Here is a 17,951-nt window from a genome sequence, read left to right on the forward strand (position 1 = left end):
CAGGCGGGTGGTCACAGCCAGGCGGGGCTCGCGGTCTCATGCAAGTCGCGGTGGACGCGGCGATCGCGCAGATACGCCCGTCACCAGGGCAGGTTCACACCATCCCAGAGCGTGAACGTACCCGTCGGGCCGTCCGGCCCGAGGCGGGCGACGCGCACCACCTCACGGCAGGCGTCCTCAACCGGCTCCGTGCCCTGGAACTTGACCAGTGCGGTGTTGGCGAAGCCCGGCGAGACGAGGTTGACCTTGATGTCGGTCCCCTCCAGCTCGATCATCATGGACAGCGTCACGGCGTTCAGCGCGCTCTTCGACGCGGAGTAGACCGGCTCGTAGGTCGAGTGGAACGCGAAGGCCGGGTCGGCCATGGTCGTGAGCGAGCCCTGCGCGCTGGTGACGTTCACGATGCGCGCGTCCGACGACCTCCGCAGCAGCGGCAGCATCGCCTGGTAGACGGCCAGCACGCCGAAGACGTTCACCTCCCACACGGCCCGCACCTCGTCGAGGGAGGCGACGCTCGGCTGTGCCAGGGCGCGCAGTTCGTCCATGTCCTGGACGTCGGTGCGGGTGGTGGAGATCGCGGCGTTGTTGACGAGCAGGTCGAGCCGGCCGGCCTCCTGCCGGATCCGCTCGGCGGCTGCGGCGATCGAGACCGCGTCCGTCACGTCGAGCTGGAGCGCGACGGCGCCATCACCGATCTCGGTGGCCGCCTCCTCGCCGCGGGCGAGGTCGCGGGACCCGAGGTACACGGTGACCCCGTCGGAGACCAGCTCCTTCGCGACCTGTCGGCCCATGCCCTGGTTGGCTCCGGTGACGAGTGCGATGCGGTTCGTGGGCACGAGGCCCCTCCCTTGTCTGGTCGGCTTGTCCGAGGACGACTGTGCGCGACCTCGCGGCAGCCGGGGAAGACCCGGTCGAACGTGGTACTGCCAGGGCCACCCGACGGACAAGGCGGCATGGGCGACGGCGACGGCATAATGGTGCGCATGCCGACGCGGACCAGGGCGGACTTCGGGACGTACCTCCGCAGCCGGCGTGCCGTGGTGGCGGCACCCGAGCAGCCGGCCGAGATGCGGACGTCACGACGACGCGTCCCGGGGCTGCGCCGACAGGAGCTGGCCGAGGCCGCCGGCATCTCGGTCGAGTACTACATCCGCCTCGAACAGGGACGGGCGCCGCGCCCGTCACGGGAGGTCCTCACCGCCCTGGCCCGGGCCACCGGCCTCACCGCGGCCGAGCGGGACCACCTCTTCCGCCTCGCGGGCGAGCTGCCGCCCGAACCGTCCGCGCCCGACAGCACGGTCCGGCCCGGGCTCCTGCGACTCCTGGACGGTCTCGACGACACCATCCCCGTCACCGTCCACGACGGCCGGCTGGACGTCGTCGCGCGCAACGCGGCCGCCACCGAGCTCCTCGGACCGATCTCCGGCACCGGCCGGTACCGGCGCAGCATCGTGCGGCACGGTTTCACGGCCACGGCGCGCCACCTCCTCGGTGACGAGGGCGCCCACCGGTACGCCAGGTGGGCCACCGCCGAGCTCCGCTCCGCGATCGGCCGCTACCCCGACGACGAGCACCTCCGGTCCCTCGTCCGGGAGCTCTCGACGACCAGCACGGCTTTCAGGGACCACTGGTCGCAGGGTGAGGTCTCGCTGGGACGGTCCGGCGAGAAGCGCCTGCACCACCCGGCCCGGGGTTGGCTCGCCTTCCAGAGCGAGATGCTGCACGACGCCGAACGCGACCACTGGGTAGTGATCTACGCGCCCACGCCGTGACCCGGGCACGAGGTGCTCGTGGGACGGGACGCCGTCGCGGTGTGCAGCGACATCAGGTCCCCAGGTAACGCAGCACGGCGAGCACCCGGCGGTTGTCCGCCGCGTCGTACGGCAGGTCGAGCTTCTGGAAGATCGCGGCGACGTTCTTCTCCACGGCGCCCTGGGAGAGGAACAACTGCTCCGCGATGCCGCCGTTCGACCGGCCCTGCGCGATGAGGTCGAGCACCTCGCGTTCCCTGCCGGTCAGCCGCACGCGGCCGGTGTCCCGGTCGGAGGCGCCCATGAGCTGGGAGACCACCTCCGGGTCCAGCACGGTCTCGCCCCGGGCCACGCGCACGAGCGCCTGGGCGAACTCCCCCACGTCGACGACACGGTCCTTGAGCAGATACCCCACGCCACGTGCGTCACCCTGGAGCAGCACACCGGCGTACCTCGTCTCCACGTACTGCGAGAAGAGCAGCACAGGCAGCCCGGGAAACTGCTCCCGCAACGCGACCACGGTGCGCAGGCCCTCGTCGGTGAACGTGGGTGGCATCCGGATGTCCGCGACCACGGCGTCGGGCAAGGACGACTCGCCCGCGAGGCGAAGGACCTCACGCTCCAGGCTCTCGCCGTCCGGCACGGCCGTCACCTCGTGCCCCCGCCGCGTGAGCAGGGCGACGAGCCCGTCGCGCAGGATCCCGGAGTCCTCGGCGAGGACCACCCGCAGGCCGTCCGACGGCGTCGCGTCCGGCCCGGTCATGCGCGGCCGCCGGTGCCCGTACGGTGCGCACCCGCGGTACCGGCGCGCACGGCAGGGAGCGTCATGGTCACGACGGTCGGCCCTCCGACAGGGCTCGACAGGTCGAACGTGCCGTCGACCGAGCCGACGCGCTCGGCGAGGCCCGCGAGCCCCGACCGCAGCCCGGACCCGTCGGGCGGGACGACGGTCGCTCCCCCGGCACCGTCGTCGCGCACCTGGAGGTGCAGGACGCCGCCCCGGCCGTCGGCGACCGCCTCGACCCGCACGTGGACCCGCGACGCGCGCGCGTGCTTGGCCGCGTTGGTGACCAGCTCCGCGATCGAGAAGTAGACGATCGACTCGATCGCGGGCGCCAGGCGGCCGCCCGCCTCGACCGCCGGGTCGATGTCCGCCGTGACCGGCAGCGGCGCGCGGGCGGCGAGCGTCTCGAGGGCGACCGCGAGCCCGCTGTCCAGGGCCGGCGGGTGGATGCCCCGGGCCAGCTCCCGGAGCTCGGCCAGGGCGTCCTTGGTCGACGCGTGCGCCACCTCGAGGAGCTCGCCCACCGTGTCCGTCCCGCCGGAGGCCAGCTGCTCACGCGCCTCGCCGAGCTGCATGCCGACGGCGACCAGGCGCGCCTGGGTACCGTCGTGCAGGTCTCGCTCGATGCGACGCAAGCGGGCGTCGGCGTCCTCCACCGTGCCCGCACGGGAGCGTTCCAGCTCGGCGACCCGCAGGCTGGCGGCCGTCGGGCCGAGCAGCACCCTGGTCAGGAGCCTCAGCAGGGCGACGAACCCCGACTGGGCCAGCGGCCACAGGACCAGCATCACCAGGCCGCCCAGGGCGACGAGGGCGAGGCCCGCCGGGTTGTGCCACGAGCTGTCCATGGCGAGCTCGGGGGGCAGCGACCAGAACCAGGACCAGTAGGTCACGCTGCCGAAGCCGAGCACGAGGCACGCGGTGCTCACGATGAACCCGGCGAGCGTCACCGGCAGGGCCGCGAGCATGAACAGCAGCGCGCGCCAGCCCACCGGGTCGCCGAGTGCCCCGCCGAGGCGCTGCCAGAAGCCCTGACGCGCCCGTCGGGGCACGGGCGCCGCGACGTGCGTGTCGAGCAGGTGGCCCGCCAGGCGGCGGTAGAGGGCGCCCCACCAACGTCCGCCCACCACGAGCCCGCCCGCGAGGAACAGCCCGACGACCGTGACGGCGGCCCCGGCCGTGACCGCCACGGTGACCAGCACGTAGGCGAGTGCGAACGGCCCGAGGAGCAGCATGAGCCACAGGTAGCCGTACGAACGCCAGGTGACGGAGGACGACGGTGCGCGGAGCAGGTGCGCCTGGCCGGGCCTCCGCCCGGACCGCGGCGCTCGCGGATCGAGGGTCATGGTCTTCATGCTGCCAGCCTGCCTCGCGACCGCCCTGCCGGGACAGGGTGCGTTCCCCCGGGAGGGGTAGGGATTTCCTCCGTGCCGGGCCGGGCTCACGCCGTCGGCGCGGGCTCAGGCAGCACGAGTGCCGAGTGGGCGGGCTGCGGCGTCGTGGCCGGCATGGCGACCGTCTCGCGGAGCATGGCGTTGCGCCGTTCCAGCGCCTCGGCGGTGGTGGGGAACAGTCGGGCCCCGCCCTTGTCGACCAGGGCCTGGTTCATCGTGACGAACTCGCGGGTGTCCCGCTCGTAGGCGGCGAAGGCATCGACGTGGTCCCCGTGCGTGGCCAGCGACCTGGCGAGCATGTAGGCGCCCACCAGCGCCAGGCTGGAGCCCTGTCCGGTCAGGAACGACGGCGCGTAGGCGGCGTCGCCGACGAACGCGACCCGGCCGCTCGACCAGCCCGGCATGCGGATCTGACCCGCCGTGTCGAAGAACAGGTCGTCCGCCTGGTGCATCGCCTCGACGATGCTCGCGACCTCCCAGCCCGCACCGGTGTAGGTCCTGGCGACCAGGTCCCGCTGGACGCCCGGGTCCCGCAGGCTCTCTCGCACGACATCGAGCGGCTGCTCCGGCTGGTGGAAGTTCAGGAAGGCGTGCAAATCGTCCGTGGCGTCCCCGGTGGCGTAGAGCGCGGCGGCCCGGCCCGGGGTGTTCCACATCATGAGCTCGCGCGACAGACCCAGGATGTTGGGCATGGTGAACACGGCGAAGGCGTAGCCGAGGTACCGGTGGAACTGCTCCTCCGGCCCGAACAGGACCTTCCGGGTGCCCGAGTGCATGCCGTCGGCACCGACCACCGCGTCGAACGTGCGCTGCTTGCCGCTGCGGAAGGTGACGTCCACCCCGTTCCCGTGCTGGTCGAGGCGGTCGATGGAGTCGTCGAACACGAACTCGACGTCGTCCCGGACCGTCCCGTACAGCGCGGCGGTCAGGTCCCCGCGCGCCACCTCGAGGTCCTGCCCCTCGACGCTCCCGGCGACCGCATGGGGGTGGAGGGTGGCCACCTCGGCACCGTCGGCGTCGAGGAAGGTGAACCGTGCGGTGTCGATCTGCGCGGCCCGCAGCCGGGGCAGGACTCCCATCCCCCGGACCACCTCGATCGCGGTGCCGCGGACGTCGATCGGGTAGCCGCCGCCACGAGGCGCGTGTGCCTTCTCGACCACCGTGACGGCGAACCCGTACCGGTGCAGCCAGTACGCGAGCGTGGGGCCGGCGATGCTGGCTCCGGCGATCAGGACCTTGCGGTGGGCGGTGTCGGACCGAGATGTCATGACTGCACTTCCTTGTTGAGGTGGCGGACGACGAGCAGGGACAGCGCGGTCACGAGGGCGGCGACGAGGAAGCCAGTGACGAAGGCCGACTCGGCGGGCACCCCGGATGCCGGGTCGTTGCCCGCGTCGAGGACCGAGCCGGCGAGCTGGCCGCCCGCGACAGCGCCGATCAGGCGGATCACGACGAGGAGGCTGGTGGCGATGCCGGTGTCCTTTGCGGCCACGGCGGTGGCGGTGCTGGCGAGCAGCGCGGTGGTGATCAGGCCACCGACGAAGGCGGCGAGCGCCCGGGCGATGACGAGCTGCCACACCGTGTCGTGCAGCGCGGCGACGGTGACGAGGATGCCCGCGGTCGCCACGGCGCCCGCGGTGGCGACGGCCCGGGCGCCGTAGCGCTGCACGGCGAGGCCGCCGACCGAGCCCGCCAGCACGCCGGCGATGGAGGCGGGCATCATGAACAGCCCGATATCGGTGGTGTCGAGCCCCAGGCCGTAGCCGTCGCCCGAGACACCGAACAGCTTGGGAACGTACGTCTGCAGCATCGCGGAGATGGCAGCTACGGCAACGGTGAGCACGGCCGCGCTCCACATGGCGGGCGCCGTCAGCATGCGCAGCTCCACCATCGGTGAGACCGCCCGGCGTTCGACGGCCACCCAGGCCGCCGCGAGCGCCGCGACGACGAGCACGATGCCGCCGACCGCGAGCGGCGGGACACCGCCACCGGTCACCACGAGGAGTCCCAGCATGAGCGCGACCAGCGTGGCGCTCAGCAGTGCCACACCCGCCCAGTCGATGGTGGTGCCCTGTTCGCCCGGCGGATCGTTCGGCATGAGCCGGGACACGACCGCCGTCGCCGCGACGATCACGATCGTCGGCGCCGCGAAGATCCAGTGCCAGGACAGCCCTTCCGCCAGCGGCCCGGCGACGAGGGTCCCGACGATGCCACCTGCGGTGAACAGGGCGCTGACCACCCCGATGGCCACCTGTGTCTGCCCCTTCGGGAAGTTCTTGCGCACCAGGATGAACGAGAGGGGCAGTGCGCCCACCATCGCGCCCTGCAGCGTCTGGCCGACCAGCAGTACCGGCAGGTTCGGCGCGAGGCTCGACACCGCACCGCCTGCCGAGACCAGCACCATCAGCACGAGCAGCACCCGCTTTCCGCCATAGCGGTCGCCGAGCTTGCCCGCGATGGGTGCGACGATCGCGCCGGTGATCAGCAGGGTGCTGGCGATCAGCGCGGCCGCCGCCGAGTCGACGCCCAGCTCGCGCTCCAGCAGCGGACGGGCCGGGTCCACCACCGTCTGCAGGGTGCCGAGGGCGAGGGCGAGGACGCCCAGGGCCCCGACCGCGGGCCCTCCGATCCGGGCGGGGGACGGCCTCTCGACGGGGGCCGGGGAGTCGAGTGCGATGGTCATCTCAGTCCCTTCCCGGGCAGGTCACGGGCGGGAGCTCGAGCGAAGCTGGTCTGATCTCCATGTCCTCGAACCTAGGGTTCGAGCGCCGGGCCCCGACATGGTGGGAACCGCCGTGGACGCGGAGGATTTCCTCCGCGCCCACGAGCTCCGCGCTACGTCCGCACTGCTCGTGGTCCCTGCGGTCATCGGTGCCGCCGCGGTGCTTGCTCAGCCGCGACGCCGTTGAGCCGAGCGCCCGACCACGACCTGCCCAGCCTTCTCCTCGTCGAGCTCACCGGTGCACGCGATCGCGTGCGCTCGACGCTTCAACCGGAACGGCCGGACCTCCGGAGAGGTCCGGCCGTCCGGCGGGCCGGGCGGTTCGTGGACCGCGACTACAGCTGCGGACGCGTCGGCCGCACGGGCGTAACACCCGTCTCGCCGCGCAGCATCCGGCCCCCGTCGTTGGTCAGCCGCAGGTAGTAGTCCGACGAGCAGGCAGTGCCGTCCTCGTCGAGCGCCCAGATGCCCGAGCCCGCCGGCACGTCACCGGCGGTCGCGGCGGTCTTGGCGATCTGGTTGCCCTCGTTGTACTCGTCGAACATCGAGATGTAGGCGCTCGCCACCCCGGCCCGCGCGTGGTTGTAGAACTGGCGCCACATGAAGTCGCCGTGCGCCCGCTGCCGCTCCTGCAGGTCGCCCGGCAGCACGCACGGCTGGTAGTCGATGCCCAGGCGGGTGCACTCCGCCAGGTCCGGCACGGTCGCGCGGTCGTAGAAGTCGTCGGCGCCGGCCACGTTGCCGATCCTGCCCACGAGCCACGGCGAGATCATGTCGAACGAGCGGTACACGCCCGCGAACCCGTCCCGCGAGTCGTCACCTTCGGTGCGCCACCAGGTGGGCACGCCGCCCATGACGTAGCAGCCCTGGCCCTTGAACCAGTCGACGACCTCCTGGCACTCCTGCGGTGAGAAGGGTCGCTGCGGGTCGTCGAAGCCGAAGCCCCAGATGCCGACCACGGGCTTGCCGCTCTGCCGCGCGTACGCCGACGAGCCGGTGTGGGCCGACATCTTGCTCGCCCAGTCCTGCGTGATCTGCGAGCGCATCTCGTGCCAGTCGCTCACGTCGTACATGACGTAGTACTTCACGCCGGTGCGCTCGGCGGCCGAGCGCACGCGGCCCGCCACGGCGTCGCGCGTGGGCCCCTCGGCCCCGAACGGGTTGAACCGCTGCAGCGCGGCCGTGTGGATCCCGTTCTCGGCCATCCAGCGCAGGTGCACGTCGACGGTCTGCTGGTCGTACGAGGAGAACAGGTGGGCGGCGCGCCCGTCGTTCAGGGCGGGGAACCCGGTCTGGTAGGTGGCCGCGTACTCGCGCACGTCGGGCCACGACTTGATCGCGGAGTTGGAGATCGAGGGCGCCTGGTCGGCCTGCCGGGCCCAGTGCCACCACAGGTTGATGGGGGCGCCGTCGCCCCGGCAGGCGAACCAGCCCTGGTAGCCGGCGGTGATCTTGCCGACGACGTCGCCGGGCGGGCTCGCGGCGGCCACCGCCGCGGTGCCGGGTGCGGCCGAGGCGAGTGCCGATGCCGCGCCGGGTGCGGCGGCCGTGGCCGCGACCGCCGCGGAGAGGCTGAGGAAGGAGCGTCGGGAGATGGTCATGAGGTCATCCGTTCGTGAAGGTGGCGGGTGCGACGTCGTCGTCGCGCCCGGGTACGGCGATCACGTGTGGTGCGGCGGGACGGTGCTGGACCTCCCTTCGCCGGGGTGCGAGGGCGTGGGCGGCGGACCCGGGAGGCGGTCGACGTCGAACCGCAGCTGGTACGAGACGGACTCTCCCGGCGCCAGGACGGGCAGGATGCCCGCCTCCCGTGCGACGGCCCGCCCCTGGATCGCGGGCGCGTTCGCGGGTTCGAGGCCCAGGACGTTCTGGCCGGGGGCGAACATCTTCCACTGGTAGAGCACGGGCAGCGTCGCGGTCGGGAACGAGACGGTCAGCCGCAGGCCGAGCTCGCGGTTGGTCACGGTGGCGTGCCCGGTCCCGGGTGCGAGGTCGTGCCGGTGCACGCGCTGGCGGTAGCCGGCCTCGGGTGCGGTGACCCGGCGCCAGTCGTCCCCGACGGCGTCGGGGCCGTCCGGCTCGACCCGCGACGACGAGACGTCGACCTCGGCGGCCTCGGACACGAGCGGCCACCCCAGGTTGGCGTGGTAGAGCAGCAGGTGCGGCTCGGGGCGCCAGCCCTCGTTGGTCACCGTGTCCTCGACCGTGACCGACGTCGACCCCAGGGCCGCCCGGATCCGGCGGCGGAGCACCAGGTGCTCCTCGTGCAGGGTCGCCTGGCGCACCACGCCCTCCACGACCAGCTCGTCGCCGACGACGGCCGCCCGCTCGACGCTCGCGGGCACCGAGGTGAGGCGACCGTGCTGCGGGAACCGCCGTCCGCCGTCGACGACGGGCGAGCCAACGTGGTCGAGACCGCACGTCACGAGCAGACCGCCGCCGAACGACGTGCCGACGTCGTCGGGCCGGTACAGGCCTGGCGCGGAGAAGCCGGCCGGCGCGACCCAGGCGAGCGGCACGCCGTGCACCGTGAGCCGGCCCAGGTCGAGGGCCCGGTCGGGCAGCACGTCGAGCTCGAGCCCGCCGCCGGTCACCAGCCGCAGCCGGCGAGCGCCCCGGGCCGGGCCGTCGGACTCGACGAGCTGCTCGACGCACGCCACCTGCGCGAGCGAGCCCACCCGGCGGGCGACCTCGTCGCGGCTCGCCCCTCGAATGCTCACGGGCTCGGGGCGCCCCCCTGCTGCTGACATGTGTTCCTCTCTCGTTCCGGGTCCGGCCGGGGGCACGGACGCCCCCGGCCGTCGGCGTCGGTGACCGTCAGCTCGACCTCGCCCGCCGCGATGACGCGCGCGCGGACCGGGACTCGGGTGCGGGCTCGAAGCTCGCGACGAGCTCCGTGTCGGCCGTGAGCGCGAACGTGTACCGGTCCGCGGACGAGACGGTCCCGCCCGCGCCGTCGCGCCACCCGGCGAACCGCGACCCGGCGTCCGGCCGGGCGACCGCCGTCACGGTGCTGCCCGTCTCGTACCGGCCCGGTTCGGTCTCGTTGCCCTCGACGTGGGCGGTCCCGGCGCCGTCGGTCGTGACGGTGAGCGCGGAGGTGGCCATGTTGATCGCCATGGGGTTGACGATCGTGACCGGGCCCCGGCTGGTGGTCCCGTTGTAGCGCATCAGGTTGACCACCCGGACGGCGCTGGACTCGTCGGCGTCCACCGTGTGCCCGCCGGGCCCGAGGTTGTCCGTGCCGAGGTTGAACGCCGTCACCGTCGCGCCGTCGCGCGCCACGATCCCGTCGTGGGAGCCGTACGCGAACGTGTTGCGCACCTCGAGGTCCCGGGCGCCCACGGCGTGGACCAGCACCTCGCGCTCGCGGCTGATCCCGTCGATGACCTGGGCGAAGAGGTTGGTCTCCTCGACCCAGCCGGGCAGCCCGTAGGCGTTGCGGGTCATCACGTTGCCGTTGGACAGCACGCCGTCCACGAGGCCGTCGGACGCGGCGCCCACGCGCACGCCCTGGTCGAGGAAGATGCCGAGCACCCGACGCACCAGGAACCCGTCCGCGCGGGCGGTGAGGTCCACCGCGTTCCAGGCGTTGTCGAGGCCGACGTTCTCCACGTAGACGCCCGGGGCGTCGCCGCGCACGGCGAAGGGGTAGGGCACGGCGCCGTCGGGCGACGCCGGGTTGTTCTCCGGGTGCAGCACCCGCAGACCTCGCACGCCCGCGTCCTGCCCGGCGAGCGTCACGACGGCGGGCGCGGCGGCGGCCGCCTCGACCGACGCATCGTCGGTGCCGTCCTGCCGGCCCGCGTAGGCCATCAGCACCGTTCCCGACGACTCCACGAGCGAGGTGCGGTTCGGCACCGCCGACGCGCCGCGCAGCTCCACCCCGGCCGGCACCGCCAGGTGCCCGCGCATCGTGTACCAGCCCGCGGGCAGGTACACGATGCCGCCACCGGCCTCCCCGGCGTCGTCGAGCGCAGCCTGGATGCCGGCGGTCGCGTCGACGTCGGAGAGCTGCTTCGGCGTGCGCGGCACGTCGTAGGGCGCGGCCGTGACGTCGAAGAGGCGCCCGTCGGGCTTCGGGGCGGACCGGGTCTCCCCCGGCTCGGGCACCTCACCGGGCCCCTCAAGCGTGTGCACCGTCCCCTCGACGGCGCCGCTGACGGCGGTGTCCGTGAGCTTGACGTAGCCCGCCGAGGTGTTGCGGACCGCCGCCTCGGACCCCTCCAGGACGCTCGAGGCGAAGGCGGAACCCCAGCGCTGGTCGGAGTTCTCGACCAGCACGGCGACATCGGTGTCGACGACCTCCGCGTCGACGAACACGCCCGTGAACGACGCGCGCGGACCCTTGACCATCCGGATCCCCACGGCGTAGTCGGCGGCGTGCAGGCCGACGAACTGGTCCCACTCCAGGTCGGCGAGCACGAACCCCGTGCCGTGCGCGCGCGTCCAGGCGTCGAGCGCCGCCCGGTCCGGAGCGCCGTACGCGGCGCCCGCGCCGGCCCAGTAGCCGTTGTCGAAGCGCACGTCCTCCCAGACGCCCACGTCGGCGCCGTTGTACCCGGCGGCGCCCTCGCGCAGCACGGTGCCGGACACGTTGCGCACGTTCGCCAGCTCGTGCCCCTGCGCGCCGGGGCCCTCGCCGCGGTCGTTGCGCATCGTGGAGATGCCGATGCCGCGATAGGAGTTCAGGAGCGTGACGTCCTGGACCGTGCTGAGCATGTAGTTCTCGTTCCCGAGCCATGCCAGGCCGGGCACCTCGACGGTCCAGCCGTACGGGACCGGATCGGCGGCGTCCTGCTCCGGGTAGTAGGTCGTCAGGCCGACGACGCCCGCCGAGCCGCCCACGCGCAGCAGCGCCGGGCCGTCCTCACCGGACGGCAGGCGGGCCTCGAGCACGGTCCCGAGCCCCGCCGGCGCGTCCGGGGCGCCGAGCGGCTGCTCGTCCAGGTCTCGGTGGTCGCCGCGCAGCGTGCAGTAGGCGAACACCTCGAGCGTGTCCGTCACCCGGTAGGTCCCGGCGGGGAGCCAGACCGTGCCACCGCCGGCGTCGCGGCAGGTGGCCAGCGCCTCCTGGATCGCGGCGGTCGAGTCCTGCGCGCCCGTGGGGTCGGCGCCGAAGTCGGTGGCGTCGAGGTCGGCGACCACGACGTCGTCGGCCGGGAACACCGTCTCGACCACCCGCGACGCCAGGTCCACGAGCCGCGCGTCGCGCACCTCGAGCGCGGTCAGCCCGAAGGCGCCCCGCTGCGTGGCGCGCTCGTCCAGGGCCAGGCGCACGTGGCGCGCCGTGGTCTCCGCGAACCGGGTGCGCACGGGGGTGGCGCCGAGCGAGCCGGCGGTCGCCACGGTGCGGAAGTGCGTGCCGTCGTCGGAGACCTGGATGCGGTAGACGTGCGCGTAGTCGGCGGTCCAGTCCACCATGACGTCGTCGAACCGGGTGGGCTCGCCCAGGTCCACCTGGACCCAGGCCGACTCCTCGTCCCGGCCCGAGAACCACGCCGAGCCGGTGCCGTCGGTCGCCGCGGCCGGCGTGCCCGCGCTGGTCGAGCTCGCGGTCGCGGTCGCGCCGCGGGCGAGGTCGGTGGTCCGCTCGGCGGCCAGGAACTCCTCCAGGGCCTGCTCGAGCGTGTCCGTCGCGGCGTCGATCTGCGCGCCGGACGCGTCCGGGTCGTCGAGCACGGCCCGCGCCGCGTCGATCGCCGCGCGCAGCTCGGCCTTCGTCCCGGCGGGGAACTGCCCGTCGCGCTCACCCTCGCGCGCGGCGTAGTGCGCCACGTCGGCCTGCTCGACCAGCTTGCGCAGCCCGACGGCGGGGTCCACCTCCCGGGGCACGACGGTCACGGCGAGCGAGTCGATCCGGAGGTCGCGCGCCGAGCCCTCGACGGAGAGCCGGAAGTCGGAGCCGTTGGACCGGTTGGTCAGGATCGCGTCGTCCAGCAGCCACGACCGCGAGCGCCACGTGCCGTCGTCGGTCAGGTCGTGGCGGGCGGACGGCCGGAACATGTCCGGGATGGTGTCGCCCGGGGAGTCGTACTGGAGGAGCATCGAGCCGCCGCCCTCCTGGACGGTCGCGTCGACCAGCACGCGGTCGCGGACGTCGCGGGCGTAGCCGTCGGAGACGTTGGCGTAGACGAAGTTCGTGCCCTGCTCCCGGCCGGTCTGCCAGTAGCCGCGGCCGTCCGCGGTGCCCGTCACCAGGCCCGCGGTGTCGTCGCCGGCTCGTACGGCGATGCCGCGCTCGGCCACGGCCGGGCCGAGGTCCACGCTGGTGCCCTGGGCCACCACGCGCACGGCGGCGACGGTCAGCTCTCCGCCGTCGCCGGCGAGCTCGACCTCGGGAGACGCGCCTGCGTCGAGCGTCCCTGCGGGCAGCACGACGACGGTCGTGGTCCAGCCGTCCTCGTCGGCGTCGGCCTCGGGGGCGCCCGCCGTCAGGGGCTCGCCGGAGCCGGTCGCGACCAGGGCCTCCCCCGTGCGGTGGTCCACGACGAGGTAGCCGGGCGTGCCGTCGAGCCGCCCGACGTACTCGTCGGCCAGGCCGAGGGCGAGACGTTCGGCCCCCGCCGCGGCGTCGGTGCGCCAGTACCCGCGTGCGGCGTGCTCTCCTGTGACCTGCTCGCCCGCGGTGGGTGCGGTGGCCACGGTGATGCCGTGGGTCCGTGGGGTCGCCGACAGGTCGGCGCCGACGCCGGCCGGGTACCGGTCGACGTCGACCAGGGGTCCGGCGGCGGCCGGGGCCAGGAACCCCGTCACCGCGATCGTGACGGCCGCGGTGGTGGCGACCACCCGGCTTCTTCGTGCGTTCATGTTCATCCTCAACACCTTTGTTCGGACTGACGTGATCGGACTGGCTGGAACTCTCCCGGCCGGGCGGGGCCGGCCGGAGCTGGGACGTGCGGGAGGGCGCCGCGTCAGGCGCGCACCCCCTCGGCGACCGCCGTGACGGACGGGTCGAGCGCGTCACCGGTGCGCCACGAGTGCACGGGCGAGAACCCGAACAGCTCGCGCGCGGCGGTCGTGTCGATGACGGACGCGAACCCCTCCAGCGGGCGCGCGAGGCGCGACGCCGGGTGGTACCGCGCGAGCAGCTCCGCGGTGGGCACGTCGCTGGTGGTGTCGGGCGCCGCGACGTTGACCACGTGGTACCCGGTCACCCCGGACCCGAGCACGGCCCGCACCACTCCCGCGGCGTCGCGGGTGTCGAGCCAGGTCCACAGCTCCTGCCTGCTCGCGCCGGGGTCGCGGTGGGCGCGGACTACCGCCTCGCGCAGCCGCTCCCCGGTGCCGACGAACGGCAGGCGCAGCAGCGTGACCGGCATGCCGTACCGGCGCGCGGCGTAGGCGCCGACCTGCTCGCCCGCCAGCTTGGACAGCGCGTAGGCGTCCACCGCGACGGGCTCCTGGGCCTCGTCGATGGGCACGTACGCGGGCGACAGGTGCCGTCCGGCCCAGGGGTAGCCGTACGCGGAGAACGACGACGCCGCCACCGCCACCCGCACGCCCGCGCGGCCCGCGCCGTCGAGCACGCAGAACGTACCCTGCACGTTCTGCGTGAACGTCTCGTCGTCGGGCACCTGGCCGGGCGAGGCGATCGCCGCGAGGTGCACGACGCCGTCGACCGCCGGGGTCCCTGGCCCGCCCCCGGCCCGCAGCGCCGACCCGACGAACGCGGGGTCGCGGGAGTCGCCCACGAGTGCCACGTCGGCAGACGGCGCGTCGAACGGCGCGCGGTCGGTCGCCACGACGCGGTAGCCGGCGTCGACGAGCGCCGGCACCACCACCCGGCCGATGCCGCCCGCGGCGCCCGTGACCAGCACGGTGTCGCCGGGGTGCAGCGCGGCGGCGCGGGCCGGGGCCGTTGATGTGGCGGGCGGGGCGGCGGACGAGGCGTGGTTCATGGAGCTGTGCGTTCCGTTCTGTTCTCCGGCCGCGACCGGCGGGTGGTGGCTCATCCCTTGACCGCTCCGGCGAGCCCGTTGACGAAGTACCGCTGGGTCGCGAGGAACAGGATGATCACGGGGATCACCACGATCAGGGCGCCGGCCATGAGCTGGTTGTACTGGACGACGTTCGAGGACTGGAGCTGCTGCAGCGCGATGGGCAGCGTGAACGTCGCGGGGTCGTTGAGCGAGACCCGCGACAGCAGGTACTCGTTCCACGTCGGGATCGCGGTGAGCAGCGCGATCGTGATGAGCGCCGGCCGCGCGAGCGGCAGGTAGATGCGCGTGAAGATCCGCAGCTCCCCCGCGCCGTCGACCCGGGCGGCGTCCCGCAGCTCGTCCGGCACGGACCGGAACGAGTTGGTGAGCAGCAGGATCGACAGCGGTGCGGTGCCGTTCACGAACGGCAGGATCAGCCCCAGGTGCGTGCCGAGGATGCCCATCTGGTTCTCCAGCAGGACGATCGGCAGCAGCGTGACCACGCCGGGCACGAAGAGCAGCACCAGGAACAGCCGGAAGAACGCCTGCCTGCCGGGGAACCGGAGCACCGCGAACGCGTACGAGGCCGCGGAGTAGACCACGACCACCCCGAGCGTGGTGAGGCCGGTGACCTTGAGGCTGTTGAGGAAGTAGTCGAAGAAGTGCAGCTGCGCCCACGTGTCGACGATGGTCGCGAAGGTGGGGTCGCGAGGGATCAGGTGCCCGCCCCGGATGACCTCCTCCTGCGTCTTGAAGGCCGCGGAGACCATCCAGAGGAACGGGTACAGGCTCACCACGGCGTACCCGGCCAGCAGCACGCCCACGACCGTCCGCGCCAGGACCACCTTCGCGGGGTCCCGACGACGGCGCGGCGCCGTCGTACGGGTGGTCGCGACCCCGGGCGCGGTGACGGCGGTCATGGCTTCTCCCTCGCGACGCGCTGGTTGACGATCGCGACGGCGAGCGCGGCGAAGAACAGCAGCCAGCCCAGGGCGCTGGCGAGACCGAGCGTGGGCGCGAGCTCCTGCTGGAAGGCCAGGTCGTACGTCTCCAGCCCGAGCACGTTGGTGCGCCCGGCGGGGCCGCCGTTCGTCATGATCAGGAAGATCTGGAAGCCCTGGAGCGCCTCGCGCACGTTGAGCAGCGTGATCACAGCGGTGGTCCCGGCCAGCAGCGGCCGCACCACCGACAGGTTGGTGCGCCACCAGCCGGCGCCGTCGAGCTGGGCGGCCTCCAGGAGCGAGGTGTCGATCGCCTGCAGACCCGTCAGGTACAGGAGCATCGCGACCGGCACGCCCGACCAGACCATGATGACCACGAGGGTGGGCATGGCCGTGGCGGGGTTGCCGAGCCAGCCCTGCGGCTGCTCCAGGCTGCCCAGCCCGAGGGTGCGCAGCAGCAGGTTGACGGCGCCGTTCGGTTCGAGCACGTACTGCCAGGCCATGTACACCGCGATGCCCGACGTCACGTACGGCACGAAGTACACGGACCGCAGCAGGCCCGCGAACCGGCGGGCCTGGTTGAGCACCACAGCGAGCGGGAAGGACACCAGCACGGTGAGCAGCGGCACGGCCACCATCACGCCGAGCGTGTTGAGCGCGGCCCGGTGGACGACCGGTGCGTACACGGGGCTCGCCCACAGCAGGTCGGCGTAGTTCTTCAGCCCCACCCACTCCCACGTGGGGGTCAGGCCGTTCCAGCGGACGAACGAGAGCTGGGCGCTGAAGAAGAGCGTGTAGACGCCCATGACGAGGAACAGCAGGAGAGCCGGGGCGATGAAGACGTACCCCCACGCCACCTCCTGGCCGCGGTAGTGCACCGGGTTCCGGCGGCGGCCCCGCCGGCCGCCACCGCCGTCACCCGTGGGAGCGGCGGTGGCGATCAGGGTCGGTGCGGTCACTTCGACTGGGACCAGAAGGTGTCGACGAGCGTGGCGACGTCCTCGCTCACCGTGGTGACGTCCTTGGTCTCCAGCGGCGTCAGCTCCATGACGGCGTCGCCCACCTGTGCGGCGTCGTAGGCCGCCGGGCGGTAGGACGTGTCACCGGGGTTGTACGCGCTCTCCCCCTCGCCGAACGCGCCGATCATCGCGCCCAGCACCGGCCCGACGGTCGCGGTCGGGTCCTCCCCCAGGTCGACCGGCGGGACGTCCAGCGCGTCCTGCGCGAACGTCGCGGCCACGTCGGTCTCCGAGAGGTACTCGACCCACTGCAGGGCGCCGTCCTTATTACCCGAGGAGGCCGAGACCGAGACCCCGGTGAGGCCGAACGGCGCGAGCTCCAGGTCCTCGATCGCGCCGTCCTCGGGGGCCGGCACCGGGAACGTCATGATGTTCTCCGGGTCCATCCCGTTCTGGTCGAGGAACGCGAGCGTGAACGTGCCGCCGATGTCGAACGACGACTTGCCCTGGGCGAACGCGATGTCGGCGTCGTCGATCGTGAGGGACTGTGTGCCGGGCATCCAGTAGGGCTGGACCTGGCTGTAGGCCTCCAGCACCTCGGTGCCGTTCTCCGACGCGAAGTTCTTGGCCGGGTCCTGGCCGAACAGCGCGCCGAAGTCCTCCTTGCCGAGCTGGCCGTAGGCCATGGGCTGCATGAGCCACTCCAGGCCCGTGGTGGAGGACTGGAAGCCGATGCTCACGCCGCCGTCGTCGGGACGCATCTCCTGGACGGCCTCCAGCGCCGTGACGAACTCCTCCCAGGTGGTGGGCGCCTCGGTGATCCCGGCCTCCTCCAGGCGCTCCTTGTTCGCGTAGACGATGCCGAAGGTGCCGATGGTCAGCGGCACGGAGTAGCGCTGTCCCTTCTCGATGCCTGCGGTCTTGGACCCCTCGGCGAGCGACTGCTCGTAGTAGGCGTCGGTGACCGTGCCGTCGTTCGCCACGGCGGGCAGGAACCGCGAGGTCCACTCCTCGTCGACGTCGTCGGACAGGTCCTCCAGCAGGCCCGCGGCACCGAACGTGAAGTCGTCGCCGTGGGTGTGCACCTCCAGCACGTCGGGCAGGTCGCCGGTCTGGGCGGCGGCCTGCACCTTGGTGATGAAGGCGTCGTCCGGCGTGTAGGCCTGGACGTCGACGGAGATACCCGTCTCCTCCTCGAACGTCTCGGCGGCGTTGCGCAGCGGCTCGACGTGCGACTGCTTGAAGGTCCACATGGTCAGGGTGTCGGGGTCGCCCTCGGCGGCACCCCCGGAGGCGCCGCCGACCGGGCCGCTGCAGGCGGCGAGCGCGCCGACGAGCAGCGTGGTGGCAGTGACGGTGGTCAGGCGTGCGGAGGACGGTCGACGTCGGTGTCGGATCACGGGCGGTGCCTCTCGGGTCATGGGCGGCGCCGTTCGGTGCCGCGGCCATCGGAACATAAATCAATTCGATGTACAGTGTCA

Annotated in this window: 13 protein-coding genes; 1 reads left to right on the top strand and 12 read right to left on the bottom strand. The window is 73.0% G+C overall.

The window, feature by feature from the left end:
- Positions 1-80: 80 nt before the first annotated feature.
- A complete protein-coding gene (locus tag ACQEVI_RS27755; protein WP_432906314.1) occupies positions 81-836 on the bottom strand; it encodes an SDR family NAD(P)-dependent oxidoreductase in 756 nt (251 codons plus the stop codon).
- Between the two features lie 147 nt (positions 837-983).
- Between ACQEVI_RS27755 and ACQEVI_RS27760 the strand changes: the two genes are divergently transcribed.
- Positions 984-1,772, top strand: a complete 789-nt coding sequence (locus ACQEVI_RS27760; protein WP_432906317.1) for a helix-turn-helix transcriptional regulator — start codon at positions 984-986, stop codon at positions 1,770-1,772.
- A 52-nt stretch (positions 1,773-1,824) separates the two neighbouring features.
- Here ACQEVI_RS27760 and ACQEVI_RS27765 read toward each other — a convergent pair whose 3' ends face one another.
- The 11 genes from ACQEVI_RS27765 to ACQEVI_RS27815 form a co-directional block, all read right to left on the bottom strand.
- Positions 1,825-2,514, bottom strand: coding sequence for a LuxR C-terminal-related transcriptional regulator (locus ACQEVI_RS27765; RefSeq protein ID WP_432906320.1), 690 nt, complete (start codon positions 2,512-2,514; stop codon positions 1,825-1,827).
- Positions 2,511-3,887, bottom strand: coding sequence for a sensor histidine kinase (locus ACQEVI_RS27770; RefSeq protein ID WP_432906323.1), 1,377 nt, complete (start codon positions 3,885-3,887; stop codon positions 2,511-2,513). The genes ACQEVI_RS27765 and ACQEVI_RS27770 overlap by 4 nt, the downstream gene beginning before the upstream one ends.
- An 86-nt stretch (positions 3,888-3,973) precedes the next feature.
- Positions 3,974-5,194 carry an FAD-dependent monooxygenase gene (locus tag ACQEVI_RS27775; protein ID WP_432906326.1) on the bottom strand — a complete coding sequence of 407 codons (1,221 nt, stop codon included), beginning with the start codon at positions 5,192-5,194 and terminating at the stop codon, positions 3,974-3,976.
- The gene (locus ACQEVI_RS27780; RefSeq protein ID WP_432906328.1) at positions 5,191-6,609 is read right to left on the bottom strand and encodes an MFS transporter; all 1,419 of its coding nucleotides are present in this window, start codon (positions 6,607-6,609) and stop codon (positions 5,191-5,193) included. The genes ACQEVI_RS27775 and ACQEVI_RS27780 overlap by 4 nt, the downstream gene beginning before the upstream one ends.
- Positions 6,610-6,983: 374 nt before the next feature.
- Positions 6,984-8,249: a glycoside hydrolase family 71/99-like protein gene (locus tag ACQEVI_RS27785; protein WP_432906331.1), complete on the bottom strand. Its 1,266-nt coding sequence runs from the start codon at positions 8,247-8,249 to the stop codon at positions 6,984-6,986.
- 60 nt (positions 8,250-8,309) lie between these two features.
- Complete coding sequence (locus tag ACQEVI_RS27790) at positions 8,310-9,398, bottom strand: aldose 1-epimerase family protein (protein ID WP_432906334.1); 1,089 nt, start codon at positions 9,396-9,398, stop codon at positions 8,310-8,312.
- 67 nt (positions 9,399-9,465) lie between these two features.
- Complete coding sequence (locus tag ACQEVI_RS27795; RefSeq protein ID WP_432906336.1) at positions 9,466-13,458, bottom strand: glycosyl hydrolase family 28-related protein; 3,993 nt, start codon at positions 13,456-13,458, stop codon at positions 9,466-9,468.
- 104 nt (positions 13,459-13,562) lie between these two features.
- A complete protein-coding gene (locus ACQEVI_RS27800) occupies positions 13,563-14,549 on the bottom strand; it encodes an NAD-dependent epimerase/dehydratase family protein (protein WP_432906339.1) in 987 nt (328 codons plus the stop codon).
- A gap of 50 nt (positions 14,550-14,599) precedes the next feature.
- Entirely contained in the window at positions 14,600-15,490 is an 891-nt protein-coding gene (locus tag ACQEVI_RS27805; protein ID WP_432906342.1) for a carbohydrate ABC transporter permease, read from the bottom strand.
- Entirely contained in the window at positions 15,487-16,470 is a 984-nt protein-coding gene (locus ACQEVI_RS27810; protein WP_432906345.1) for a carbohydrate ABC transporter permease, read from the bottom strand. Before ACQEVI_RS27810 ends, ACQEVI_RS27805 begins: the two co-directional genes overlap by 4 nt.
- Complete coding sequence (locus ACQEVI_RS27815) at positions 16,467-17,891, bottom strand: ABC transporter substrate-binding protein (protein WP_432906348.1); 1,425 nt, start codon at positions 17,889-17,891, stop codon at positions 16,467-16,469. The genes ACQEVI_RS27810 and ACQEVI_RS27815 overlap by 4 nt, the downstream gene beginning before the upstream one ends.
- Between the last annotated feature and the right edge of the window lie 60 nt (positions 17,892-17,951).

It is taken from the genome of Promicromonospora sp. CA-289599 (assembly GCF_050936155.1).
In the GTDB taxonomy this organism is placed as follows: Bacteria; Actinomycetota; Actinomycetes; order Actinomycetales; family Cellulomonadaceae; genus Promicromonospora.